Origin of the sequence: Burkholderia sp. AU32262 (assembly GCF_020419985.1) — a bacterium.
In the GTDB taxonomy this organism is placed as follows: Bacteria; Pseudomonadota; Gammaproteobacteria; order Burkholderiales; family Burkholderiaceae; genus Burkholderia; species Burkholderia semiarida.
The window spans coordinates 1-24,041 of sequence record NZ_JAIZRS010000026.1 but is presented as its reverse complement, the minus strand read 5'-3'; the positions used below and the strand labels follow the sequence as shown (position 1 = coordinate 24,041).

Sequence of the window (24,041 nt, the reverse complement as noted above, 5' to 3'; positions counted from 1 at the left end):
TCGCCCGCTCGTTACAAAAGAAAACCGCCGGGCACGCGGTGCACCGGCGGTTTGATAGTCGGACGAACGGCGAAAATCTTACAGCTTGCCGTAGCTGTGCAGGCCAGACAGGAACATGTTGACGCCGAGGAACGCGAACGTCGTGACCAGCAGGCCCGTGAGCGCCCACCACGCGGCCACCGCGCCGCGCAGGCCTTTCATCAGCCGCATGTGCAGCCACGCCGCGTAGTTCAGCCACACGATCAGCGCCCAGGTTTCCTTCGGGTCCCAGCTCCAGTAGCCGCCCCACGCTTCGGCCGCCCACAGCGCGCCGAGAATCGTCGCGATCGTGAAAAACGCGAAACCGACCGCGATCGACTTGTACATCACGTCGTCGAGCACTTCCAGCGTCGGCAGGCGATCGGCGAGGATGCCGCGTTCCTTCATCAGGTACGCGACCGACACCATCGCCGACAGCGCGAAGCTGCCGTAGCCGATGAAGTTCGCCGGCACGTGGATCTTCATCCACCAGCTTTGCAGTGCCGGCACGAGCGGCTGGATCTGCTGCGCATCGCGCGCGACCGAGTACCACATCAGGAAGCCGACCGCCGCGCTGATGACCAGCAGCACGAACGCGCCGAGCGAACGCGTGCCGTAGTGGCCTTCGTAATACAGATAAAGCAGCGCGGTGATCAGGCTGAACAGGACGAACACTTCATACAGGTTCGACACGGGGATATGCCCGACGTCCGCCCCGATCAGGTAGGACTCGTACCAGCGCACCATCAGCCCCGTGAAGCCCATCAGCACGGCGACCCACGTGAGCTTCTGGCCGATCGCGGCGCCCGTTTCCGAGCGCGCGAGCAGGCCGATCCAGTAGAAGATCGTCGCGAGCACGAACAGCGCGCTCATCCACAGGATCGCCGACTGGCTCGACAGGAAGTACTTGAGGAAGAACGCCGAATCGGCGCGCGCGAGATCGCCCTGGTAGATCTGGATCGACAGCAGCGACAGCACGGCGATCGACGCCATCATCAGCCGCGCGGGCTTCCAGCGCCAGCCGAGCGCGACGAGCGCCGGCACGGTGCCGATCATCACCGCCTTGTCGTAGTAATCCATGTGCGCGTTGTAGTGCACGAGCGCATAGCCCGCGCCCGCCACCAGCGCCAGGGCGAACAGCCAGTCGAACAGCGACAGGCGCGCGAGGAACGGACGGTCGTCGAACAGCGGCGACGATGCCGACGCCGGAGCCGACGCCGTACGGGAAGAGGAAACTTGCGTGAGATCCATGATCTTACCGGGTGGAATTCTCGGAATCGGAACCGCCGCCGGCAGGCGGGCGGGCCGTCGAAGCCGCACCGGCGGGCGCGGCGTCGCGAGGTGCGGCGCGCAAGGCGGCGCCGGCCGCGTCGCGCGTCTGCACGAATTCTTTCTCGAAATCGAAGGTCTTGCGGGCCGTGGACATTGCCATCACCACATCGACGCCCGAACCGGCGTCCTTCAGCCAGAACCAGAGTCGCCGCTCGCGTACGTAGAACATCGAGAAGATGCCGGCGACCAGCAGCAGGCTGCCAAGATACACCAGATTCTTGCCGGGCGCGCGCGTCAACTGAAATACCGAAGCTTGCACCTGCTTGAACGAGTCGAGCTGCAAATAGACCGGCGATCCATACAGGAAGCTGTCGGATAGCGCGTTGATCGCGTTCTGCACGAAGCGGATCGTGTCGGTGCCCTGCTGCGCGGCCGGCTCGCCGGCGCGCTCGCGCGCGATCTGCCACACCTCCCACATCGAGCCCTCGAGCATCCGCAGCAGCAGGCTCGCGGCCTTCTCCTGCTCGCCCTTCGGCACCGAGCGGTCGATGAACGTCGCCACCGCCTGGAAGCCGCCGACCGGCTGGCCGTCCGCCCCGCGGCCGACGCTGTCGTCGCTCGCCGCAAAAAGGGTCAGCACCTTCGATGCGCTGTCCTGCAGACGGCCGCGCAGCGACGCATCGCCCGGCAGCGAACGCTGCGCGAAGCGCGCGGCGGCTTCGGTGCGCACGGCCGGATCCTCGAGCGCGGCGCGCAGGCGCATCCATTCGCCGATCGAGTCCTGGCTGTCGGCCGGGATCCGCATGTAGCGGAACGGATCGTTCGGGCTCGCGCGCACGCCGGCGAGGAACACGCGCTCGCCGTTCATGTCGACGGGCAGCATGTAGTTGTTGAATTCGCGCGCCTGGCCGTCCTTGCCGCGGATCTTGTACTGCACCGACGGGCCGATGTTGTGAAGCTGCGTCGGCTTCGACGTCTTCGCGCCCGAGCCGAGTCGCTCGTCGAACACTTCCTTCAGCGAGCTGGTCGTCGCGACGCCGCGTACGTCCGGCTTGCCGTTCGCGTCGGCCATGTTCTCGACGTTGATCGCGCGGAAGTCGGAGAACTCGATCGTCTCGCCGTCGGCGCCCGGGACCTGCAGCGGCGCCGAACTGCCGATCGTGCCCTTCACGGGGACGGTCGCCGCACGGCTGCCCGTCATCGGATAGGCCGTCATCTGCATCTGCGAGCCGCCATCCTGGAAGCTCGACTGGTAGATCGACACGCCCTTGTACGTAAACGGCTTGTTGACCTCGACCCGCGCCGGGATCTTCCGGCCGGTCTCGCGATCGATCACGACGATGTCGCTCGCGAACAGCTTCGGCATGCCCGTCGTGTAGTAATCGACGATGAACTTGTCGAGCTGGATCGAGAACGGCAGGTCCTGGATCAGCGAGCCGCTCGGCTGGTTCAGGATCGCGGTCGACACGAACTGGCCCTCCGGCACCCACGCATAGCCGCGGAACGTCGGGTTCGACGCGGACAGCCGATGGTCGGGCGAGATCTCGCTGATCGTCGCGCTCGTGTTGACCGGGCTCTTGCCGAACATCAGCATCTGGAATTTGATCGGCAGGTTGCTGTCGAGCAGGCCGCCGATACAGATCACGACGATCGCGAGGTGCGCGGAGATGTAGCCCCACTTGGTCATCGCGCCGCGCTTCGCGGAAATCAGCGTCGCGCCGTCGGTTTCACGCACGACGTGCTTGTAGCCGGCCTTCGCGACGAACGTGGCGAGCGTCGCGGCGACGCTCGCGCGCGTGCCGGACGCCGTGTACTCGGCCTTGTGGTGGAATGCGCGCAGGCTGCCTTCGCGGACCTTGTCCTTCCAGCTCTTCGCGTCGGCGAGCATCTTCGGTGCGTTGCGGATCACGCACAGCGAGATCGACACGACGAGGAAGATCAGGATCAGCATGAACCACCACGCGCTGTACACGTTGTACAGGCCGAGCGAGCGGAAGATGTCCGCCCAGAACGGCCCGAACTGGTTCACGTAGTTCGGATACGGATCGTCCTGGGTCAGGACCGTGCCGATGATGCTCGCAATCGACAACACCACCAGCAGCGCGATCGCGAAGCGCATCGAGCTCAGCAGCTCGACCGCGCGTTTCGACGCACCGTGACTCGACTTCGACTGCAACCCCGACGTGGTAACGCTCATTCAAACTCCGACTAAGGGGACACGGCCCCCACGCTTACTATGTTCGCTTCGGGGGCGCAGCCCCGATCGCCTGCCAGCCCTTCCATTCCGGCTCGGCCCGGCGAGTGCCGACAAAAAAGAAGGGCGAGGCCACCGCAACGACGCGGCGCCCCACCCTTTTCTTGTTCTGACTCCGGCCGCCCTTCGGGCGCCCGGTCATTCCATTCGCGGCGGACCGCTCAACGCAGGCCCGCGATGTAATCCGCGACGGCCTTGATCTCGGTATCCGACAGCCGCGACGCGATCTGATGCATCGCCTCGTTGTTGTTGCGCGCGCCGGCACCCTGCTGGAACGCGGTCAACTGCGCGACCGTGTAATCGGCCCATTGCCCCGACAGACGCGGGTACTGGACCGGGATCCCCTGCCCCGTCGGCCCGTGGCAGCTCGCGCAGGCGGGGACACCCTTTTCCGCGATGCCGCCGCGATAGATCTTCTGGCCGATCGGCACGGTCGCCGCATCGCGCGCGGTACCGAGCTTCGTCGTCTGCGACCCGTAGTACGCGGCGACATTGCGCATGTCGTCCGCGCTCAACGCGCTCGCGAATCCGACCATCACCGCGTTGTTACGCGCCGGCCCCTTCGCGCCCGGCTGCGTCTTGAAGTCGTTCAACTGCTTGACCAGATATTCGGGATGCTGGCCGGCAAGCTTCGGGAAACTGCCCGACGCGCTGTTGCCGTCGGCGCCGTGACACGACGCGCAAACCTGCCCGGCAATCGCCTTGCCGCGGTCCAGATCCGGTTTGGCCGCATCTGCCGCGTTTGCCTCCGCTACGAAACCTACGAACCCTGCTGCAACCTGAAGCACCATCAGAGACTTGCACAGTCGATTCATTCGCACACCCTGTTTCGTCTTGTGGGAATTTGAGGTTCTGCAAAAAACGACGGCGTTCAGTCTACCGCAGAAGCCACATAAAAGCGCGAGGCAGGCGCCCGGTGGCCTTCGGTAAAACCGCCGTATTGTACAATATCGCGCTGAAAGCTCCCGCGCCTATCGGGGCTACCCCGCCTCCACCAAGCGGCTCGCGCCGCCCGTCCTTCCGGTTCCCATGGCCTTTCTGCTCCATCAAGCCCGCTTCTACACGACCGTCAACCATCTGCGCGACCTGCCGCCGACGGTCCAGCCGGAAATCGCGTTCGCGGGCCGCTCGAATGCCGGCAAGTCGACGGCGATCAACGTGCTGTGCAACCAGAAGCGGCTGGCCTTCGCGTCGAAGACGCCCGGCCGCACGCAGCATATCAACTACTTCTCCGTCGGCCCGGCCGCCGAGCCCGTCGCGAATCTCGTCGACCTGCCCGGCTACGGCTATGCGGAAGTGCCCGGCGCCGCGAAGGCGCACTGGGAGATGCTGCTGTCGTCCTATCTCGCGACGCGCTCGCAGCTCTGCGGTCTGATCCTGATGATGGATTCGCGCCGCCCGCTCACCGAGCTCGATCGCCGGATGATCGAGTGGTTCGCACCGACCGGCAAGCCGATCCACACGCTGCTGACGAAGTGCGACAAATTGACGCGCCAGGAAAGCATCAACGCGCTGCGCAACACGCAAAAGGGGCTCGACGCGTATCGCGACCAGGGTGTGAAGGGCAAACTGACGGTCCAGCTGTTCTCGGCGCTGAAGCGCACGGGGCTCGACGAGGCTCATGAACTGATCGAGAGCTGGCTGCGGCCGTCCGTCGCCGACGAAAAAGGCGAGCCTGTAGCACAATGAGCGGGCAACGCGCGGCTGGGATCGGCTGCGTGCACCTGACGGCACCTGCGGATTCGGCCGGCTCATAAAAAAACCCGCCGTTGAACGGCGGGTCAAACAGCCTAATCGAAAAACGACAGGCACCCGCTCAGGGAGGAGAAGCGGGGAGCTGCACGCAACGCGCGCCGCTCGATCGCTATCATATACCAACGATCTCGAAAATGACCTAAGGGTTCCGTAAGGTTCTTCTTGCCCTGATTTCTGCCAAATCGCCATGAGCTTCCATCCGCTTCATCGTCCGCGCCGGATGCGCCGCGACGACTTCTCCCGCCGCCTGATGCGCGAAAACCGCCTGACCACCGACGACCTGATCTACCCGGTGTTCGTCGTCGAAGGCACCAACGAACGCCAGCCCGTCCCGTCGATGCCCGGCGTCGAACGCGTGTCGGTCGATCTGCTGATGCACGTCGCCGAGCAATGCGTCGAACTCGGCGTGCCCGTGCTGTCGCTGTTCCCGGCCATCGAGCCGTCGCTGAAGACGCCGGACGGCCGCGAGGCGGCCAACCCGGAAGGCCTGATCCCGCGCGCGGTGCGCGAGCTGAAGAAGCACTTCCCCGAACTCGGCGTGCTGACCGACGTCGCGCTCGATCCGTACACGAGCCACGGCCAGGACGGCGTGCTCGACGAGAACGCCTACGTGATCAACGACGACACGATCGAGATCCTGGTCGACCAGGCTCGCGCGCAGGCTGAAGCCGGCGTCGACATCGTCGCGCCGTCGGACATGATGGACGGCCGCATCGGCGCGATCCGCGAGATGCTGGAAAGCGACGGCCATATCCATACGCGGATCATGGCCTACTCGGCGAAGTTCGCGTCGGCGTTCTACGGCCCGTTCCGCGACGCGGTCGGTTCGGCGTCCAATCTGGGCAAGGGCAACAAGATGACCTACCAGATGGACCCGGCGAACAGCGACGAAGCGCTGCGCGAAGTCCGCCTCGACATCGACGAAGGCGCCGACATGGTGATGGTCAAGCCCGGCATGCCGTATCTCGACATCGTGCGCCGCGTGAAGGACGAGTTCCGCTTCCCGACCTACGTGTACCAGGTGAGCGGCGAGTACGCGATGCTGAAGGCGGCCGCGATGAACGGGTGGCTCGACCACGACAAGGTCGTGCTCGAATCGCTGCTCGCGTTCAAGCGCGCGGGCGCCGACGGCGTGCTCACGTACTTCGCGCTCGATGCCGCGCGTCTGCTGAAAGCGCAACGCTGATCGCGCACCGGCACGCATCTGCAAAAAACGGCGGAACACCAAGGTGTTCCGCCGTTTTTTGTTTACCGTCGATCGCGGTTGTCAGCCGGCCCGATTCTTCTCTTCCGCGATTCGCCTCCGGCGGGCCATCGTCATACCGTCGGAACGGCTGCCCGGTCGAGGCTGCGCAGGAACGTGTCGGCCGCCTGATAGCCGACCACGCGGCCGATCTCGTTGCCATTGCGATCGAAGAAGATGATGCCCGGCGGCCCGAACAGGTTGAAGCGCTTGAGGAGCGCCTGATCGTCCGCGTTGTTCGCGGTGACGTCCGCGCGCACGAGGTGAAGCCGCGCGAGCCGCGCCTGCACGCGCGCGTCGGTGAACGTCAGATGTTCCATCTCCTTGCAGCTCACGCACCAGTCGGCGTAGAAGTCGAGCATCACGGGCTGGCCTGATGTCTTGAGCAACGCATCGAGTTCGCCAATGGAGCGCACCGGCGCGAACACGGGGCCATCCTGCGCGGCAGCCGCGCCGGCCGTCGCCGCGCCGCCGGACGCCACCGTACGCGCCGCCAGCACGGCCAGCGGCTTGACGGGATCGGTCGAGCCCGCGGCCAGGCCGACGAGCAGCGTCGCGGCCCAGATCGCGAGCGCGGCCCCCACGCCGCGGCCCAGGCGGCGCCAGATCGACGCAGCGCCGGCATTCGGCGTGAACAGTCCGAGCGCCGCGGCCGCGATCAGCAGCCACAACGCCGCGAGCACCATCTTCAGCCCGCTCGCCAACACCGGCCACACGATCCACAGCGCGGCCGCGAGCAACACGATGCCGAAGAACACCTTCACGCCGTCCATCCACGCGCCCGCGCGCGGCAGCACCGTGCCGGCCCCGACGCCGACGACCAGCAGCGGCACGCCGAGCCCCAGCCCCATCGCGAATAGCGCGGCACCGCCGAGCAGCGCATTGCCCGTGTGCGCGATGAACGCGAGCACGGCGAACAGCGGCGCCGTCATGCACGCGCCGACGACCAGCGCCGACAACGCACCCATCGCCGCGACCGCGACGAAGTGGCCGCCCTGGCGCGCGCTCGATGCGTCGGCCGCGCCGTTCTGCCAGCGCGCTGGCAGCGCGATGTCCCTGCCCGAGATCAGCGACACCGCGAACACGGTCAGCAGCACGCCGAATGCGCCGAGCACCCACGGGTTCTGCAACCACGCGCCGAGGCTCTGGCCGATCAGCGCGGCGGCGATGCCGAGTACCGTGTAGACCAGCGCCATGCCGATCACGTAGGTCAGCGACAGCGCGAAGCCGCGTGCGTGCGTCGCGCGCGTGCCCTGGCCGATGATGATCGCGGACACGATCGGAATCATCGGGTACGAACACGGCAGCAGGCTCAGCACGACACCCGCGACGAAGTAGAGCGCGACGATCGTGAAGAAGCCGTGGCCTTCGAGCAGCGACTGCGCGAAATCGGCGCTCGTGACCTTGTCGAACCAGCTACCCGCGGCAGCCGTGTCACCGGACGACGATGCGGCGCCGAGCGCGGCGCCGTCGACCTTCACCACGTGCTCGGCCGGCGGATAGCAGATCCCTTCGTCCGCGCACCCTTGCGACGTCACCGCGAGTTCGAACGGCCCGGCCGCCTGCTTCACCGGCACGTGAACGACCACTTCGTCACGATAGGTCTCGACGTCCTTCTGGAACGTCTGGTCGAACTTCACGTGGCCGGCCGGGTACTGCGGCTCGCCGAGCGTCGCCTGGCCGCTCTTCACCGCGAACGCGAAGCGCTCGCGGTACATGTAGTAGCCGTTGGCGATCTTGAAGCGGACGTCGACCTGTCCCGGCGATTCGCTCGCGCTGAACTTGAACGCAACCGACGGATCGAGGAAATCGTCGGCCGCGCGCGCGGCGGACAGGCCGCCCAGCACGAGCACGAACGACAACAGGACCGCAAGAAACCGCAGCGCGCGCACGCGCACCGAAAGCGCCATACCGTTAAACATGAAATTGACGTTGAGTTTCGCTGGTCACCCATTGGCCATACGCGGCCGATGCCGTCGTCTGCCACGAGACGATTTCGGGCGTCTCGTACGGGTGATGCGCGAGAATAAATCGCTCCAGTTCGAGCGCCCGGATGGGGCTCGTCTTGAACAGCAACTGGATCTCGTCGGCCGTTTCGACCTTGCCCTGCCAGTGATAGCGCGACTTGATCGTGCCGAGCTCCGACACGCACGCCGCAAGCCGCGCGTCGAGCGCGCCGTCGGCGAGCGCCGCGGCCGTCGCCGCATCGGGGACCGTCGTCAGCATCAGCACCACTATCATCCGCGCTCTCCTCGCTGGTCTGCCGGCTCCTGCCCGCACCCCGTTACCCGTTCAGGAACCGCGCCGGTTGCCCGTATCGTAGCGCAGCCCGCGCGACGCTGCCGGCACCGGCCTGCGACAATCGATCGCAGCCGGCATCTCGAAAACAAAAAGGGCCAAGCAATTGCTCGGCCCCTTTCAGATACTGCTGCGTACCGGAAGCTTACTCAGCTTCTTGCACGTTTTCCGTTTCGTCGACTTCCGGACGGTCGAGCAGTTCGACCAGTGCCATCGGTGCGTTGTCGCCCACGCGGAAGCCGAACTTCAGCACGCGCAGGTAGCCGCCCGGGCGGTTCGCGAAACGCGGGCCGAGCACGTCGAACAGCTTCGCGACCGAGTCACGATCGCGCAGGCGGTTGAACGCCAGGCGACGGTTTGCCAGCGACGGCTTCTTGCCGAGCGTGATCAGCGGCTCGACGACTTTACGGAGTTCCTTCGCCTTCGGCAGCGTCGTCTTGATGACTTCGTGCTCGATCAGCGAGTTGGACATGTTACGGAGCATAGCCAGACGGTGGCTGCTCGTGCGGTTCAGTTTCCGCAGACCATGACGATGGCGCATTTCAGTTTCCTTGATTCAAAGTTTTGATCCAGCTCTTCTATCGCACCTCGGAGGGTGCACGGGCCGGTAACGAAAAAAAGCAAGATGCGGATTTTAAAGGAAAATTCGCATCTTTGCCAACTACAGCTATAGCAGGGCTACAACCGGGCTTACTTGTCGAGACCAGCCGGCGGCCAGTTCTCGAGCTTCATGCCCAGCGTGAGACCGCGCGAAGCGAGCACTTCCTTGATCTCGTTGAGCGACTTGCGACCGAGGTTCGGCGTCTTCAGCAGCTCGTTTTCCGTGCGCTGGATCAGATCGCCGATGTAGTAGATGTTCTCGGCCTTCAGGCAGTTCGCCGAACGAACCGTCAGCTCGAGATCGTCCACCGGACGCAGCAGGATCGGATCGATCTGCGGTGCACGCGACGGCGCTTCGGCTGCCGTTTCCGTGCCTTCCAGCGCCGCGAACACGGACAACTGGTCGACCAGGATGCGGGCCGACTGGCGGATCGCTTCTTCCGGCGTGATCACGCCGCTCGTCTCGATGTTCATCACGAGCTTGTCGAGGTCGGTACGCTGCTCGACACGTGCGCTCTCGACAGCGTAGCTCACGCGGCGGACCGGCGAGAACGATGCGTCGAGGACGATGCGGCCGATGATCTTGGCCGTGTCTTCGCCGTAGCGACGGACGTTGCCGGGCACATAGCCGCGACCCTTTTCGATCTTGATCTGAACGTCGAGCTTGCCACCCTTCGACAGGTGCGCAATCACGTGATTCGGATTGATGACTTCGCAATCGTGAGCCAGCTCGATATCGCCGGCCGTCACGACGCCTTCGCCTTCCTTGCGCAGCGTAACCGTCACTTCGTCACGGTTATGCAGCTTGAACACCACGCCCTTCAGGTTCAGCAGCAGGTTGACGACGTCTTCCTGCACGCCATCCAGCGTCGAGTACTCGTGCACCACGCCCGCGATCGTGACTTCGGTCGGCGCGTAGCCCACCATCGACGACAGCAGCACGCGGCGAAGCGCATTGCCCAAGGTGTGGCCGTAACCGCGTTCAAACGGTTCCATGACCACCCTCGCGTGGTTCTCGCCCAGCGATTCCACGGCGATGATCTTGGGTTTCAGCAAACTGGTTTGCATGGGCTTTCCTTTTCAATACCCTCGGCTCGTTACACCGATAAGGCTGACCGGTAACAACCAGAAAATAAACAGCCGAGGCCCCTCCTTGCGCAACGCAATCGGGGTACCTCGGCCGTCAATCGGATTAACGCGAATACAATTCGACGATCAGGCTTTCGTTGATGTCGCCTGCGATTTCAGCGCGTTCCGGCATTTGCTTGAACGTGCCTTCGAACTTCTTCGCATCGACTGCAACCCAGCTCGGCATGCCGCCTTGCTCGGCCAGCGACAGCGCTTCGACGATACGCGCCTGCTTCTTCGCCTTTTCGCGGATCGCGATGACGTCACCCGCCTTCACTTGCTGCGACGGGACGTTTGCGACGACGCCGTTCACGGTGATCGACTTGTGGCTCACCAGCTGACGCGCTTCAGCGCGGGTCGAGCCGAAACCCATGCGATACACGACGTTGTCGAGGCGCGATTCGAGCAGTTGCAGCAGGTTTTCACCCGTGTTGCCCTTGCGGCGATCGGCTTCAGCGAAGTAACGACGGAACTGACGTTCCAGCACGCCGTAGATACGCTTGACCTTCTGCTTTTCGCGCAGCTGCGTACCGTAGTCGGACGTACGTGCGCCCGAGGTACGGCCGTGCTGACCCGGCTTGCTGTCGAGCTTGCACTTGTCGGCGAGCGAGCGGCGCGCGCTCTTCAGGAACAGGTCGGTGCCTTCACGGCGGGACAGCTTGGCTTTGGGGCCGATATAACGTGCCACTTTGCATTCCTTTATCAATCAGTCACGCGGATCGGAATCCGCGCTAGTCCGCTCCCTTTGGGGCGAACGGTGGGCTTAGTCAATCAAAAAAGCAACGCCCGTCGACGCTGAGCGGCGACAGGCAATGCGCTAGCACGAGCGTGCCAGCACATCCTTAGATACGACGACGCTTCGGCGGGCGGCAGCCGTTGTGCGGAATCGGGGTGACGTCCGAAATCGCGGTGATCTTGATGCCGAGGCCGTGCAGTGCGCGCACTGCCGACTCGCGACCCGGGCCCGGGCCCTTGATCCGCACTTCCAGATTCTTCACGCCGTATTCCATCGCGACGCGGCCAGCCGACTCGGCTGCGACCTGAGCAGCGAACGGCGTCGATTTGCGCGAGCCCTTGAAGCCCTGACCGCCCGACGTCGCCCATGCCAGAGCGTTGCCTTGGCGATCGGTGATCGTGATGATCGTGTTGTTGAACGACGCGTGAACGTGAACCACGCCTTCAGCGACGTTCTTCTTAACCTTCTTGCGAACGCGTTGCGCCGCGGTGTTCGAAGCCTTAGCCATTACGTTTTCCTGTAACTGTCAGTTCCGCTTACTTCTTCAGCGCTTGCGCTGCACGACGCGGACCCTTGCGGGTACGTGCGTTCGTACGCGTACGCTGACCGCGCATCGGCAGGCCCTTGCGATGACGGACGCCGCGGTAGCAACCGAGGTCCATCAGGCGCTTGATGTTCATCGTCACTTCACGGCGCAGATCGCCTTCGACGACAAACTTGCCTACTTCTTCACGCAGCTTTTCCAGGTCTGCGTCGGTCAGATCCTTGACCTTCTTCGAAAAATCGACGCCAGCTGCCACGCAGATGCTGCGCGAACGGGTGCGGCCGATACCGAAGATAGCCGTCAGGCCGATCTCGGTATGCTGGTGATTCGGGATGTTAACCCCTGCGATACGAGCCATTGTTTTTCCTCAAACAAAAAGCGCAAACAAACGCGCGGTCAGCCTTGGCGCTGCTTGTGGCGCGGATCCGAGCTGCAGATCACGCGAACGACGCCTTTGCGCTTGATGATCTTGCAATTGCGGCAAATGCGCTTAACCGATGCCATCACTTTCATGATAATACCCTTTTTTCAAATCACTTCGCCCGGAACACGATCCGCGCACGAGACAGATCGTAAGGCGTCAATTCAACCGTCACCTTGTCGCCCGGCAGGATGCGGATGTAGTGCATCCGCATCTTCCCGGAAATATGCCCCAACACGACATGGCCGTTTTCCAGCTTCACGCGGAAGGTCGCATTCGGGAGGTTTTCAATCACCTCACCCTGCATCTGGATTACATCGTCTTTGGCCATAGTCCTTTCAACGCATCGGGATGTTGCCGCCCTTGAAGTTTGCCTTCTTGAGCAGCGACTCATACTGTTGCGACATAACGTACGACTGCACCTGCGCCATAAAGTCCATCGTGACGACGACAATGATCAGCAGCGACGTTCCACCAAAATAAAACGGCACGTTCCAGCGCAGCACCAGGAATTCCGGCAGCAGACACACGAAGACGATGTAGATCGCACCGGCCAGCGTCAGACGCGTGAGGATGCGGTCGATATATCGCGCGGTCTGATCGCCCGGACGGATGCCCGGAACAAACGCGCCGCTCTTCTTCAGGTTGTCCGCGGTCTCCCTGCTGTTGAACACCAGTGCGGTGTAGAAGAAGCAGAAAAACACGATCGCCAGCGTGTACAGCAGCACATAGACCGGCTGGCCCGGCTTCAGCGCTTCCGCAACGTTATGCAACGTATTGGAAATCCAGCTTCCCGTCGGCTGACCGGTACTGAACCAGCCGAGAATCGTTGCCGGGAACAGAATGATCGACGATGCGAAGATCGGCGGAATCACGCCCGACATGTTCAGCTTCAGCGGCAGATGCGACGACTGCCCGCCGTAGATCTTGTTGCCGACCTGGCGCTTCGCGTAGTTCACGAGGATCTTGCGCTGACCGCGTTCGATGAACACGACCAGGTAAGTCACCGCGGCGATCAGAACGACGATGATGATCGCCGAAATGATGCTCATCGAACCCGTACGCACCAGTTCGAACAACCCACCCACGGCATTCGGGAACCCTGCTGCGATCCCGCCGAAGATGATGATCGAGATACCGTTGCCCAGACCACGCTCGGTAATCTGCTCGCCGAGCCACATCAGGAACATCGTGCCCGTTACCAGCGTCACGACCGTCGTCAGACGGAACAGCATGCCGGGATCGGTGACGAGGCCCGGCTGATTTTCCAGCGCAGCCGCGATACCGAACGCCTGGAAGGTCGCGAGCACCACGGTGAAATACCGCGTGTACTGCGTGATCTTCCGTTGCCCTGCCTGCCCTTCCTTCTTCAGCGCCTCGAGCTGCGGCGAAACGATCGCCAGCAACTGCATGATGATCGACGCCGAGATGTACGGCATGATCCCCAGCGCAAAGATCGTGAAGCGGGAAAGTGCGCCACCCGAGAACATGTTGAACATGCCCAGGATGCCGCCCGCCTGGCTCTGGAACAGCTTGGCCAGTTGATCCGGATCGATGCCCGGCACGGGAATGTGCGCGCCGATGCGATAGACGATCAGCGCCAGGAGCAGGAACATCGCTCGCCGGCGCAGATCGCCGAATTTCGCCGTGCTTCGACCGGGTTTTGCAAGACTCGGGCTGTTAGCCAAGTACCTTCTCCGATGAATGCAAGTGACGACGCGCTACGCGTGTCACTCGGCGAACGAACCGCCAGCCGCTTCGATCGCAGCGCGCGCACCCTTGGTGGCACCGAGACCCTTCACGACGATCTTGCGCTTCAGTTCGCCCGTCGCGATGATCTTTGCGCTCTTCGTCAGCTCGCCGACCAGGCCGGCTTGCTTCAGTGCGAGCAGATCGATCTCGTCGACCGGCAGCTTCTCGAGGTCGCCCAGGCGCACTTCACCGACGAATTCCTTCGTCAGCGACGTGAAGCCGCGCTTCGGCAGACGACGTTGCAGCGGCATCTGACCGCCTTCGAAACCGACTTTGTGGAAGCCGCCCGAACGCGATTTCTGACCCTTGTGACCACGGCCAGCCGTCTTGCCGAGGCCCGAACCGATGCCACGACCGACGCGACGCTTGGCGTGCTTGGCGCCAGCGGCCGGCTTCAGGTTATTCAATTCCATATCAACTCCTTGATCCGTAGGGCCGCTTACGCGATGACCTTAACGAGGTACGAGACCTTGTTGATCATGCCGCGGACCGCCGGCGTGTCCTGCAGCTCGCTAACCGAGTTGAGTCGGCGCAGGCCCAGGCCACGCACGGTCGCGCGGTGCGATTCGCGGGTCCCGATCAGGCTCTTGACGAGCTGAACCTTGACAGTTTTTTCAGACATGGTGACCACCCGGGCTTAGCCCAAAATTTCTTCGACGGACTTGCCGCGCTTCGCCGCGATGTCTGCCGGGGTCGACTGCTTGCGCAGGCCGTCCAGCGTGGCGCGAACGAGGTTGTACGGGTTCGTCGAACCGTGGCTCTTCGCCACGACGTTCTGAACGCCCATCACGTCGAACACTGCGCGCATCGGGCCGCCGGCGATCACGCCCGTACCTGCCTTCGCCGGAGCGAGGAGGACGGCCGATGCGCCGTGCTTGCCGTGCACTTCGTGTTGCAGCGTGCCGTTCTTGAGCGGCACCTTGAACATGTTGCGGCGAGCTTGTTCCATTGCCTTCTGGACAGCGACCGGCACTTCCTTCGCCTTGCCCTTGCCCATACCGATGCGGCCATCGCCGTCGCCGACCACGGTCAGTGCGGCGAAGCCGAGAATACGGCCACCCTTCACGACCTTGGTCACGCGGTTGACCGAAATCATCTTTTCGCGAAGGCCGTCGTCGCGCTCGTCAGCCTGAACTTTCGCTTGCATCTTTGCCATGACGAATTCCTTCCTTAGAACTTGAGCCCAGCTTCGCGAGCTGCCTCAGCCAGCGCCTTGACGCGGCCGTGGTAGCGGAAGCCCGAGCGATCGAAGGCGACGGATTCGATGCCGGCAGCCTTTGCCTTCTCGGCAATACGCTTGCCGATCAGCGTCGCGGCATTCACGTTGCCGCCCTTGCCCGACTTGTCGGCCAGTTCAGCGCGCACTTCAGCTTCGAGCGTCGACGCGCTGGCGAGCACCTTGGTGCCGCAGGGCGAGAACACTTGAGCGTAGATGTGCGTGTTCGTGCGATGCACGGCGAGACGCGCGACCTGCAGCTCAGCGATCTTGATACGCGTCTGGCGAGCGCGGCGCAGGCGAGATTGAGTCTTATCCATGATTGCGCACCCTTACTTCTTCTTCGTTTCTTTGAGGATCACAACCTCGTCGGCATAACGCACGCCCTTGCCCTTGTAGGGCTCCGGCGGACGGTAACCGCGGACTTCCGCAGCCACTTGACCGACTTGTTGCTTGTTGATCCCCTTGATCACGATTTCGGTTTGCGTCGGGGTTTCAGCCTTGACGCCTTCCGGCATCTGGTGCACCACCGGGTGCGAGAAACCCAGCGACAGGTTCAGCTTGTCGCCTTGCGCTTGCGCACGGTAACCGACGCCAACCAGCGTCAGCTTGCGCTCGAAACCCTTGGTCACGCCGTGCACGGCATTCGCGATGATCGCGCGCATCGTGCCCGACAGTGCATTTGCTTCGCGGCTTTCGTCGACCGGCGACAGATTCAGCGTGCCGTCGTTGTTCGCCACGTTCACGAGCGGATTGATCGCTTGCGTGATGGTGCCCAGCGGGCCCTTGACGGTGATCGCACCGTCGGCCAGCTTGACTTCCGCGCCTTGCAGCGCGATCGGGCTCTTACCTACTCGAGACATGTTTCTCTCTCCTCGGCTTTAAGCGACGTAGCAGATGACTTCGCCGCCGACGCCGGTAGCGCGCGCCTTGCGGTCGGTCATCACGCCCTTCGGCGTCGACACGATTGCCACACCGAGGCCGTTCATGACCTGCGGAATGTCGTTACGGCCGCGGTACACGCGCAGACCAGGCTTCGACACGCGCTCGAGGCGTTCGATGACCGGGCGACCTGCGTAGTACTTCAGCGCGATATTCAGTTCGGACTTCGCACCTTCCGCCTTCACGGCGAAATCGTCGATATAACCTTCGTCCTTCAGGACTTGCGCGATTGCAACCTTGACCTTCGACGAGGGCATCGCGACCGATACCTTCTCGACCATCTGCGCGTTGCGGATGCGAGTCAGCATATCGGCGATAGGATCACTCATGCTCATTTACGTTTCTCCTATTACCAGCTCGCCTTGGTCAGGCCAGGAATCTCGCCACGGAATGCGATTTCACGAATCTTGTTACGCGCGAGGCCGAATTTACGGAACGTGCCACGCGGACGGCCCGTGATCGCGCAGCGGTTGCGCTGGCGGGTCGGGTTTGCGTTGCGGGGCAGTTGCTGCAGCTCCAGGCGTGCTTCGTAGCGCTCTTCTTCCGACTTGCTTTGGTCTTCGACGATCGCCTTCAGCGCTTCGCGCTTTGCTGCGAACTTCGCGACCAGGCGGGCGCGCTTCTTTTCACGTTCGATCAGTGCCAGTTTAGCCACGGTAACCTCAGTTTCTGAACGGGAACTTGAAGCTGGCGAGCAGAGCCTTTGCTTCGTCGTCGGTCTTCGCAGTCGTCGTGATGCTGATGTTCAGCCCACGCAGTGCGTCGATCTTGTCGTAATCGATTTCGGGGAAAATGATCTGCTCTTTCACACCGATGTTGTAGTTGCCACGGCCATCGAAAGCACGACCCGACACACCGCGGAAGTCACGCACGCGGGGCAGGGCAACCGTCACGAAACGGTCGAGGAATTCGTACATCGCGCGGCCACGCAGCGTCACCATCGCGCCGATCGGGTAACCCTGGCGGATCTTGAAGCCAGCGATTGCCTTGCGAGCCTTCGTGACGACCGGCTTCTGGCCGGCGATCTTCGTGAGGTCGCCAACGGCGTTCTCGATGATCTTCTTGTCAGCGATCGCTTCGCCAAGACCCATGTTCAGCGTGATCTTGGTGATGCGCGGCACTTCCATGACCGACTTGTAACCGAACTTCTCGATCAGGCCGGGCACAACCTTTTCTTTGTAAAACTCTTGAAAACGAGCCATTTTTTACTCCGCTGCGTCAGGCGCTCAGTACGGCACCGGTCGTCTTCAGGAAGCGAACCTTCTTGCCTTCCTCGACCTTGATGCCAACACGCGACGCCTTGCCATTCGCGTCGACCAGTGCGACGTTCGAAATATGCAGGGGCATCGTCTTCGCTTCCACGCCGCCCGTCGTACCCTTCATCGGGTTCGGCTTCACATGCTTCTTGACGAGGTTGATACCTTCAACCGTCACATGTTCAGCACCGACAGCCAGCACGACGCCGCGCTTGCCCTTGTCCTTGCCAGTGACGACGATGACTTCGTCACCTTTGCGAATCTTGTTCATCGCGACTCCTTACAGCACTTCCGGCGCCAGCGAAACGATCTTCATGAATCGTTCGCTACGCAGCTCACGCGTCACCGGCCCGAAGATACGGGTGCCGATCGGCTCGAGCTTGTTATTCAAAAGCACAGCGGCGTTGCCGTCGAACTTGATCAGCGAGCCGTCTTGACGGCGCACGCCCTTGGCGGTGCGGACCACCACGGCGTTGTAAATTTCGCCTTTCTTCACGCGCCCGCGCGGCGTTGCCTCTTTGACGCTCACCTTGATGATGTCGCCAATGCCGGCATAACGACGCTTCGAGCCGCCGAGCACCTTGATGCACAGGACTTCACGTGCACCCGTGTTGTCGGCTACTTCGAGCCGAGATTCGGTCTGGATCATGGTTTGTCTTTCCCAACTTAATCCGGATGCACCACCATGATGCATTCGGTCAGTCTTGGTCCCGTCAGCCAATCGGCTGCTTGGGTTGGAACAGCAGCGACGGCAAACGAAACCCGCCATCGCAATTCGGTGAATCTTTCGGACAGGCATGCGCCAGTCCGCTTCCCCCACCAACTTCGCCCGCGACGGGGCTCCCATAAAGAGGGAAGACCGGGATTATAACAAATAATCCCGGTCACGCAAGCAAAAACTTTGCGATTTCAAGCACTTCTTGGCGAAGTGCCTGTTACTGCCTACTGCGCTGCCCGCTTAGATGACACGAGCGGCTTCGACGAGGCGCGACACCGTCCAGGCCTTCGTCTTCGAAACAGGACGCGTTTCCTGGATTTCGACGAGATCGCCTTCGTTGTAGGTGTTCGCTTCATCGTGCGCGTGGTACTTCTTCGAACGCACGACATACTTGCCGTAGATCGGGTGCTTGACGCGGTGCTCGATCAGCACGGTGACGGTCTTGTCCATCTTGTTGCTGACGACCCGACCGACCAGCGTCCGCTTCAGCGAGGTTTTCACGCTATCGTTCATTTCTGGTTCGCCTTCTGAGTCATGACGGTCCGCACACGTGCGATGTCGCGACGAACCTTCTTCAGCTGGCTCGTGTTCGTGAGCTGCTGGGTCGCGAGTTGCATGCGCAGGCCGAATTGCGCCTTCAGCAGGTCCGCCAGCTCCTTGTTGAGCGCGGCCTGGTCTTTCTGGAGAAGTTCGGAAGCCTTCATGTTTTCTCCTTAGGCGCCGAGCTGGCGCACGATGAATGCCGTCTTCAGCGGCAGCTTGGCTGCAGCCAGACGGAACGCTTCGCGTGCCAGTTCTTCGGTTACGCCGTCCATTTCATAGAGCATCTTGCCCGGCTGAATCTCGGCGACGTAGTACTCCGGGTTACCCTTACCGTTACCCATACGCACTTCGGCCGGCTTCTGCGAAATCGGCTTGTCCGGGAAGATCCGGATCCAGATGCGGCCGCCACGCTTGATGTGACGCGTCATTGCACGACGCGCCGCTTCAATCTGACGTGCGGTCAAACGACCGCGACCGATCGCCTTCAGGCCGAATTCACCGAACGACACTGCGTTGCCGCGCGTCGCCTTGCCGGTGTTACGACCCTTCTGCTCTTTACGATACTTTCTGCGTTTCGGTTGCAGCATCGTTATTCTCCAGTCTTGCCGTCTTCGGGCTTGCCGGCGCCACGGCGCGGTGCGCCACGACGAGCACCCGGAGCGCCGCCTTCGCCGTCACGGCGCGGACGACGGTCGCCCGGACGCGCATTGCGACGCGGACGCTTGTCTTCGGCTACTTCTTCCACCACCGGTGCGTCGTTGCGGCCGAGCGTATCGCCCTTGTAGACCCACACCTTGACGCCGATGATCCCGTAAGTCGTCTTCGCTTCCGAAGTCGCGTAGTCGATATCAGCACGCAGCGTGTGAAGCGGCACGCGACCTTCGCGATACCACTCCGTACGAGCGATTTCGATACCGTTCAGACGGCCTGCGCTCATGATCTTGATGCCTTGGGCACCCAGACGCATCGCGTTCTGCATCGCACGCTTCATCGCGCGACGGAACATGATCCGGCGCTCGAGCTGTTGCGTGATCGAGTCGGCGATCAGCTGAGCATCGGTTTCCGGCTTGCGGATTTCCTCGATGTTGACGTGAACCGGCACGCCCATGCGGCGCTGCAGTTCCGTCTTCAGCTGTTCGATATCCTCGCCCTTCTTGCCGATGACCACGCCCGGACGCGAGCTGTAAATCGTGATGCGCGCGTTCTTCGCCGGACGCTCGATGACGACCCGACCGACCGAAGCGTTCTTCAGCTTCTTCTTCAGGTATTCACGAACACCGATGTCTTCCTGCAGCATCGCCGCGAAATTGTTGTTGTTCGCGTACCAACGCGAAGCCCAATTGCGGCTGACAGCCAGGCGGAAGCCAGTCGGATGAATTTTCTGTCCCATCGTATGGCTCCTTAATTCCCGACCGTCACAGTGATGTGACAGGATTGCTTCTCGATGCGGTTACCGCGGCCCTTGGCGCGCGCGGTGAAACGCTTGAGCGATGCAGCCTTGTCGACGTAGATGCTCTTGATCTTGAGCTCGTCGATATCAGCGCCTTCGTTGTGCTCCGCATTCGCGATTGCCGACAGCACAACCTTCTTCACGATGCCAGCCGCCTTCTTCGGCGAGAACGTCAGGACGTTCAGCGCCTTGTCGACCGGCAAACCGCGGATCTGGTCAGCCACAAGGCGCGTTTTCTGCGCCGAGATGCGGGCACCGCGATGAATTGCTTTCACTTCCATCTTGATTGCCCCTTATTTCTTGGCCTTCTTGTCGGCCGCGTGACCCTTGAACGTACGGGTCAGTGCGAACTCGCCAAGCTTGTGGCCGACCATGTTTTCCGAGATGTACACCGGAACGTGTTGACGGCCGTTGTGAACAGCGATCGTCAGGCCGATGAAATCCGGCAGAATCGTCGAGCGACGCGACCAGGTCTTGATCGGCTTTTTGTCGCGCGAAGCTGCAGCCGCCTCAACTTTCTTCAGCAAATGGGCGTCGCAGAACGGACCTTTTTTTACAGAACGTGCCATTGCCTACTCCTTAACGCTTGTGACGGCGCTGGACGATCATCGTCGTCGTGCGCTTGTTGCTGCGGGTGCGGTAACCCTTAGCCGGCGTACCCCACGGGCTCACCGGGTCGCGACCTGCAGCCGTCTTGCCCTCACCACCACCGTGCGGGTGATCAACCGGGTTCATCGCAACGCCACGCACCGTCGGGCGGATACCGCGCCAGCGGTTCGCGCCAGCCTTGCCGATCTGGCGCAGGCTATGCTCTTCGTTGCCGACTTCACCGATCGTTGCACGGCACTCGATGTGCACGCGGCGGATTTCGCCCGAACGCAGACGAACCTGCGCGTAGACGCCTTCACGTGCCAGCAGCATGGCCGACGTGCCAGCCGAACGCGCCATTTGCGCGCCCTTGCCCGGCAGCATCTCGATGCAGTGGATCGTCGTACCGACCGGAATGTTGCGGATCGGCAGCGTGTTGCCTGCACGGATCGGCGCTTCCGAACCCGACATCAGCTGTTGGCCGACGGTCAGGCCCTTCGGGGCGATGATGTAGCGACGTTCGCCGTCTGCGTAGAGCACCAGCGCGATGTTCGCGCTACGGTTCGGGTCGTACTCGAGACGCTCGACCTTTGCCGGGATGCCATCCTTCGTGCGACGGAAATCGACGATACGGTAGTGCTGCTTGTGACCACCACCCTTGTGACGCGTGGTGATACGACCGTTGTTGTTACGGCCGGCGGTCGAGCTCTGCGAGTCGAGCAGTGCCGCGTACGGCTTGCCCTGGTGCAGGTTCTTGTTGACCACCTTGACCATCGCGCGGCGACCCGGCGATGTCGGCTTAACTTTCACGATTGCCATGATTACTTGGCCTCCGCTTCAAAGTTGATTTCCTGGCCGGGCTTCAGGCAAACGTACGCCTTCTTCACGTCCTTGCGGCGGCCCATCGAACGGCCGAAGCGCTTTTGCTTGCCCTTCTGAACCAGCACGTTGACCGAATCAACTTCAACCTTGAACAGCAGCTCGACAGCCGCCTTCACTTCCTGCTTCGTGGCATCCGGTGCGACTTCGAACACGACTTGCTCGTTCTTGTCGGCAACCAGCGTCGCCTTTTCCGAGATCACCGGTGCGAGCAGGACCTGCATCAAACGATGATCGTTCTTGCGAATCTCGCTCATGACAGCAACTCCTCGATCTGGGCGACCGCAGCCTTCGTGACCAGCACTTTCTTGAAGTAGATCAGCGACAGCGGGTCAGCGTAGCGCGGCTCGACAATCGCCACGTGCGGCAGGTTGCGCGAAGCCAGGTACAGGTTCTCGTCGACCGTGTCCGTGATGATCAGAACGGAGTCGAGACCCATGGTCTTGAATTTGTCGGCCAGCAGCTTGGTCTTCGGCGCTTCGAGGATGATGTCCTCGACGACCGACAGACGACCTTCACGGGCCAGCTGCGAGAAGATCGAGCAGAGACCTGCGCGATGCATCTTCTTGTTGACCTTGTGCGAGAAGTTTTCTTCCGGCGAATTCGGGAAGATACGACCACCGCCACGCCACAGCGGGCTCGACGACATACCGGCACGAGCGCGGCCCGTACCCTTCTGGCGCCACGGCTTCTTGGTCGTGTGCTTGACTTGCTCACGGTCCTTCTGTGCGCGGTTACCCTGGCGAGCATTCGCCTGGTAAGCGACGACGACCTGGTGGATCAGCGCTTCGTTGTAGTCACGACCGAACACGACGTCCGATGCGTTGACCACTGCACCTTCCTGACCATTTTCGTTCAGGAGCTTGAGTTCCATTATTTCGCCCCCTTGGTCTTGACGGCCGGCGTCACGAAGACCTTGCCGCCCTTCGCGCCCGGAATCGCACCCTTCACGAGCAGCAGCTTGCGCTCTGCGTCGATACGAGCGATTTCGAGGTTCTGCACCGTCACCGTCACGTCACCCATGTGACCCGTCATGCGTTTACCCGGGAAAACACGACCCGGATCCTGCGCCATACCGATCGAGCCCGGCACGTTGTGCGAGCGCGAGTTACCGTGCGTGGCACGGCCGGAGGAGAAGTTGTAACGCTTGATCGTACCGGCGTAGCCCTTACCGATCGACACGCCTTGCACGTCGACCTTCTGGCCCACTTCGAAAAGATCTGCACCGACCACGGCGCCATTCGACAGCTCGGCTGCCTTGGCCGCGTCAATGCGGAATTCCTTGAGGATTTCACCGGCTTCGACACCGGCTTTGGCGAGATGACCTGCCAGCGGCTTCGTCACGCGCGATGCGCGGCGGGAGCCGAATGCAACCTGCACGGCCGTGTAGCCGTCGGTTTCAACAGTCTTGATCTGCGTCACGCGGTTGTCCGACACGTCCAGCACGGTGACGGGAATCGAATCCCCTTCCGCCGTGAAGATACGGGTCATGCCAACCTTGCGACCTACGAGTCCAAGGCTCATCATTTTCTCCATTCCCGACTGCGATTGGTCGGGGCTGATTTACAAAATGCCGGGCACGCAAGGCCCAGCTTTTTTACGCGAATACGCGAAAAGCCAAGCAGTATAGCCCGACTCTGCGATTTCCGCAAGCAATACAAAGACTTAGCGCCACCCGACACGCCGGGCGGCGCTGGAAGCCTTACTGCAGCTTGATTTCCACGTCGACGCCAGCCGGCAGGTCGAGCTTCATCAGCGCGTCGACGGTCTTGTCCGTCGGATCGACGATGTCCATCAGGCGCTGGTGGGTACGGATTTCGAGCTGATCGCGCGACGTCTTGTTGACGTGCGGCGAACGCAGGATGTCAAAACGCTGAATGCGCGTCGGCAGCGGCACCGGGCCACGGACGATTGCGCCAGTCCGCTTCGCGGTATCGACGATTTCGGCGGCCGATTGATCGATCAGACGATAGTCGAAAGCCTTCAGGCGAATGCGGATTTTCTGTTGCTGCATGACAATTCCTTGAAAAGAGCGAGGCGATGTTGCATCGCCGGACACTAAAAGAACGTGAAACATGACGCCAGCGGGGAGCGAAGCATCAGGTTCCGGACGGTACTTCCACTGCTAAGCCCGCGATTCTACACGAAAATTCGCGGTGGTGGTGCGCGTTTGTCAATGCAGCGCTTCGTACGCCACAAGGAAAAACCGGGTGCCAGATCGAACTGGACACCCGGTTTCGACGGTACGCAGCTGCTTACCGCGGAATCGCGGACCCCGGAGGGATCCGCGGATCGTCGATATTACTCGATGATCTTGGCGACGACGCCGGCGCCGACGGTACGGCCGCCTTCGCGGATCGCGAAGCGCAGACCTTCTTCCATCGCGATCGGAGCGATCAGCTTCACCGTGATCGACACGTTGTCGCCC

The 24,041-nt window shown here is 62.2% G+C and carries 36 protein-coding genes and 1 pseudogene; 2 read left to right on the top strand and 35 right to left on the bottom strand.

What is annotated here, in order from left to right; genetic code table 11:
- Positions 1–78: 78 nt before the first annotated feature.
- The 3 genes from ccsB to LGN10_RS26495 form a co-directional block, all read right to left on the bottom strand.
- Complete coding sequence (ccsB, locus tag LGN10_RS26505; RefSeq protein ID WP_059577345.1) at positions 79–1,269, bottom strand: c-type cytochrome biogenesis protein CcsB; 1,191 nt, start codon at positions 1,267–1,269, stop codon at positions 79–81.
- 4 nt (positions 1,270–1,273) lie between these two features.
- Complete coding sequence (locus tag LGN10_RS26500; RefSeq protein WP_059577348.1) at positions 1,274–3,487, bottom strand: cytochrome c biogenesis protein ResB; 2,214 nt, start codon at positions 3,485–3,487, stop codon at positions 1,274–1,276.
- A gap of 218 nt (positions 3,488–3,705) precedes the next feature.
- Positions 3,706–4,359, bottom strand: coding sequence for a c-type cytochrome (locus LGN10_RS26495; RefSeq protein WP_059640224.1), 654 nt, complete (start codon positions 4,357–4,359; stop codon positions 3,706–3,708).
- 214 nt (positions 4,360–4,573) lie between these two features.
- Here LGN10_RS26495 and yihA point away from each other — a divergent pair, with 214 nt between their 5' ends.
- Both yihA and hemB read left to right on the top strand, forming a co-directional pair.
- Positions 4,574–5,233: a ribosome biogenesis GTP-binding protein YihA/YsxC gene (gene yihA / locus LGN10_RS26490; protein WP_059640226.1), complete on the top strand. Its 660-nt coding sequence runs from the start codon at positions 4,574–4,576 to the stop codon at positions 5,231–5,233.
- A gap of 253 nt (positions 5,234–5,486) precedes the next feature.
- Positions 5,487–6,485, top strand: a complete 999-nt coding sequence (gene hemB, locus LGN10_RS26485) for a porphobilinogen synthase (RefSeq protein ID WP_059640228.1) — start codon at positions 5,487–5,489, stop codon at positions 6,483–6,485.
- Positions 6,486–6,616: 131 nt separating this feature from the next.
- On the opposite strand, the gene dsbD is transcribed toward hemB, so the two are convergent.
- The 32 genes and pseudogenes from dsbD to LGN10_RS26325 form a co-directional block, all read right to left on the bottom strand.
- Positions 6,617–8,464 (bottom strand): protein-disulfide reductase DsbD, encoded by a 1,848-nt coding sequence (gene dsbD / locus LGN10_RS26480; protein WP_226225549.1) that lies wholly within the window; start codon positions 8,462–8,464, stop codon positions 6,617–6,619.
- On the bottom strand, positions 8,457–8,783 hold the full coding sequence (cutA, locus tag LGN10_RS26475; protein WP_059640232.1) for a divalent-cation tolerance protein CutA: 327 nt from the start codon (positions 8,781–8,783) through the stop codon (positions 8,457–8,459). The genes dsbD and cutA overlap by 8 nt, the downstream gene beginning before the upstream one ends.
- Before the next feature lie 202 nt (positions 8,784–8,985).
- On the bottom strand, positions 8,986–9,381 hold the full coding sequence (gene rplQ / locus LGN10_RS26470) for a 50S ribosomal protein L17 (RefSeq protein ID WP_006477175.1): 396 nt from the start codon (positions 9,379–9,381) through the stop codon (positions 8,986–8,988).
- A gap of 149 nt (positions 9,382–9,530) precedes the next feature.
- Positions 9,531–10,508, bottom strand: a complete 978-nt coding sequence (locus LGN10_RS26465; RefSeq protein WP_006477176.1) for a DNA-directed RNA polymerase subunit alpha — start codon at positions 10,506–10,508, stop codon at positions 9,531–9,533.
- A 124-nt stretch (positions 10,509–10,632) separates the two neighbouring features.
- The gene (gene rpsD, locus LGN10_RS26460) at positions 10,633–11,256 is read right to left on the bottom strand and encodes a 30S ribosomal protein S4 (RefSeq protein WP_059577365.1); all 624 of its coding nucleotides are present in this window, start codon (positions 11,254–11,256) and stop codon (positions 10,633–10,635) included.
- Between the two features lie 154 nt (positions 11,257–11,410).
- Positions 11,411–11,812 carry a 30S ribosomal protein S11 gene (rpsK, locus tag LGN10_RS26455; RefSeq protein WP_004197937.1) on the bottom strand — a complete coding sequence of 134 codons (402 nt, stop codon included), beginning with the start codon at positions 11,810–11,812 and terminating at the stop codon, positions 11,411–11,413.
- Positions 11,813–11,840: 28 nt separating this feature from the next.
- The gene (rpsM, locus tag LGN10_RS26450) at positions 11,841–12,206 is read right to left on the bottom strand and encodes a 30S ribosomal protein S13 (protein WP_006400641.1); all 366 of its coding nucleotides are present in this window, start codon (positions 12,204–12,206) and stop codon (positions 11,841–11,843) included.
- Between the two features lie 38 nt (positions 12,207–12,244).
- Entirely contained in the window at positions 12,245–12,361 is a 117-nt protein-coding gene (rpmJ, locus tag LGN10_RS26445; protein ID WP_004199844.1) for a 50S ribosomal protein L36, read from the bottom strand.
- A 20-nt stretch (positions 12,362–12,381) separates the two neighbouring features.
- Positions 12,382–12,600, bottom strand: a complete 219-nt coding sequence (infA, locus tag LGN10_RS26440) for a translation initiation factor IF-1 (RefSeq protein ID WP_004521905.1) — start codon at positions 12,598–12,600, stop codon at positions 12,382–12,384.
- 7 nt (positions 12,601–12,607) lie between these two features.
- Positions 12,608–13,957, bottom strand: coding sequence for a preprotein translocase subunit SecY (secY, locus tag LGN10_RS26435; protein WP_006482915.1), 1,350 nt, complete (start codon positions 13,955–13,957; stop codon positions 12,608–12,610).
- 42 nt (positions 13,958–13,999) lie between these two features.
- On the bottom strand, positions 14,000–14,434 hold the full coding sequence (gene rplO / locus LGN10_RS26430; protein WP_006482880.1) for a 50S ribosomal protein L15: 435 nt from the start codon (positions 14,432–14,434) through the stop codon (positions 14,000–14,002).
- A gap of 26 nt (positions 14,435–14,460) precedes the next feature.
- Positions 14,461–14,643 carry a 50S ribosomal protein L30 gene (gene rpmD / locus LGN10_RS26425; RefSeq protein ID WP_006400644.1) on the bottom strand — a complete coding sequence of 61 codons (183 nt, stop codon included), beginning with the start codon at positions 14,641–14,643 and terminating at the stop codon, positions 14,461–14,463.
- A 15-nt stretch (positions 14,644–14,658) separates the two neighbouring features.
- A complete protein-coding gene (gene rpsE, locus LGN10_RS26420) occupies positions 14,659–15,177 on the bottom strand; it encodes a 30S ribosomal protein S5 (protein ID WP_006482895.1) in 519 nt (172 codons plus the stop codon).
- A 14-nt stretch (positions 15,178–15,191) separates the two neighbouring features.
- Positions 15,192–15,557, bottom strand: a complete 366-nt coding sequence (gene rplR, locus LGN10_RS26415) for a 50S ribosomal protein L18 (protein ID WP_006477183.1) — start codon at positions 15,555–15,557, stop codon at positions 15,192–15,194.
- A 12-nt stretch (positions 15,558–15,569) separates the two neighbouring features.
- Positions 15,570–16,100: a 50S ribosomal protein L6 gene (gene rplF, locus LGN10_RS26410; protein WP_006477184.1), complete on the bottom strand. Its 531-nt coding sequence runs from the start codon at positions 16,098–16,100 to the stop codon at positions 15,570–15,572.
- An 18-nt stretch (positions 16,101–16,118) separates the two neighbouring features.
- Complete coding sequence (gene rpsH, locus LGN10_RS26405; protein WP_006477185.1) at positions 16,119–16,514, bottom strand: 30S ribosomal protein S8; 396 nt, start codon at positions 16,512–16,514, stop codon at positions 16,119–16,121.
- A 14-nt stretch (positions 16,515–16,528) separates the two neighbouring features.
- Complete coding sequence (gene rpsN / locus LGN10_RS26400) at positions 16,529–16,834, bottom strand: 30S ribosomal protein S14 (RefSeq protein WP_006482884.1); 306 nt, start codon at positions 16,832–16,834, stop codon at positions 16,529–16,531.
- Between the two features lie 7 nt (positions 16,835–16,841).
- Complete coding sequence (gene rplE, locus LGN10_RS26395; protein ID WP_006482882.1) at positions 16,842–17,381, bottom strand: 50S ribosomal protein L5; 540 nt, start codon at positions 17,379–17,381, stop codon at positions 16,842–16,844.
- A 16-nt stretch (positions 17,382–17,397) separates the two neighbouring features.
- Positions 17,398–17,706, bottom strand: a complete 309-nt coding sequence (gene rplX, locus LGN10_RS26390; RefSeq protein ID WP_006477187.1) for a 50S ribosomal protein L24 — start codon at positions 17,704–17,706, stop codon at positions 17,398–17,400.
- Positions 17,707–17,715: 9 nt separating this feature from the next.
- Complete coding sequence (gene rplN, locus LGN10_RS26385) at positions 17,716–18,084, bottom strand: 50S ribosomal protein L14 (RefSeq protein WP_006482918.1); 369 nt, start codon at positions 18,082–18,084, stop codon at positions 17,716–17,718.
- Positions 18,085–18,393: 309 nt separating this feature from the next.
- Entirely contained in the window at positions 18,394–18,666 is a 273-nt protein-coding gene (rpsQ, locus tag LGN10_RS26380; RefSeq protein WP_006477189.1) for a 30S ribosomal protein S17, read from the bottom strand.
- Positions 18,663–18,857 (bottom strand): 50S ribosomal protein L29, encoded by a 195-nt coding sequence (gene rpmC, locus LGN10_RS26375; protein WP_006400652.1) that lies wholly within the window; start codon positions 18,855–18,857, stop codon positions 18,663–18,665. Before rpmC ends, rpsQ begins: the two co-directional genes overlap by 4 nt.
- A 9-nt stretch (positions 18,858–18,866) precedes the next feature.
- Entirely contained in the window at positions 18,867–19,283 is a 417-nt protein-coding gene (rplP, locus tag LGN10_RS26370; protein WP_006482873.1) for a 50S ribosomal protein L16, read from the bottom strand.
- Positions 19,284–19,285: 2 nt separating this feature from the next.
- A complete protein-coding gene (rpsC, locus tag LGN10_RS26365) occupies positions 19,286–20,086 on the bottom strand; it encodes a 30S ribosomal protein S3 (protein ID WP_006482899.1) in 801 nt (266 codons plus the stop codon).
- Between the two features lie 11 nt (positions 20,087–20,097).
- The gene (gene rplV / locus LGN10_RS26360; protein ID WP_004199272.1) at positions 20,098–20,427 is read right to left on the bottom strand and encodes a 50S ribosomal protein L22; all 330 of its coding nucleotides are present in this window, start codon (positions 20,425–20,427) and stop codon (positions 20,098–20,100) included.
- A gap of 12 nt (positions 20,428–20,439) precedes the next feature.
- On the bottom strand, positions 20,440–20,715 hold the full coding sequence (gene rpsS, locus LGN10_RS26355) for a 30S ribosomal protein S19 (RefSeq protein WP_004199273.1): 276 nt from the start codon (positions 20,713–20,715) through the stop codon (positions 20,440–20,442).
- Positions 20,716–20,725: 10 nt separating this feature from the next.
- Positions 20,726–21,553, bottom strand: a complete 828-nt coding sequence (rplB, locus tag LGN10_RS26350; RefSeq protein WP_034209733.1) for a 50S ribosomal protein L2 — start codon at positions 21,551–21,553, stop codon at positions 20,726–20,728.
- 2 nt (positions 21,554–21,555) lie between these two features.
- Positions 21,556–21,870: a 50S ribosomal protein L23 gene (rplW, locus tag LGN10_RS26345; RefSeq protein ID WP_004199275.1), complete on the bottom strand. Its 315-nt coding sequence runs from the start codon at positions 21,868–21,870 to the stop codon at positions 21,556–21,558.
- Positions 21,867–22,487 (bottom strand): 50S ribosomal protein L4, encoded by a 621-nt coding sequence (gene rplD, locus LGN10_RS26340; protein ID WP_006477192.1) that lies wholly within the window; start codon positions 22,485–22,487, stop codon positions 21,867–21,869. The genes rplW and rplD overlap by 4 nt, the downstream gene beginning before the upstream one ends.
- The gene (gene rplC, locus LGN10_RS26335; protein WP_006482922.1) at positions 22,487–23,137 is read right to left on the bottom strand and encodes a 50S ribosomal protein L3; all 651 of its coding nucleotides are present in this window, start codon (positions 23,135–23,137) and stop codon (positions 22,487–22,489) included. The genes rplD and rplC overlap by 1 nt, the downstream gene beginning before the upstream one ends.
- Positions 23,138–23,315: 178 nt before the next feature.
- Positions 23,316–23,627, bottom strand: coding sequence for a 30S ribosomal protein S10 (gene rpsJ, locus LGN10_RS26330; RefSeq protein WP_004199280.1), 312 nt, complete (start codon positions 23,625–23,627; stop codon positions 23,316–23,318).
- Between the two features lie 287 nt (positions 23,628–23,914).
- Positions 23,915–24,041, bottom strand: a pseudogene (locus tag LGN10_RS26325) (elongation factor Tu); the annotation flags it as partial.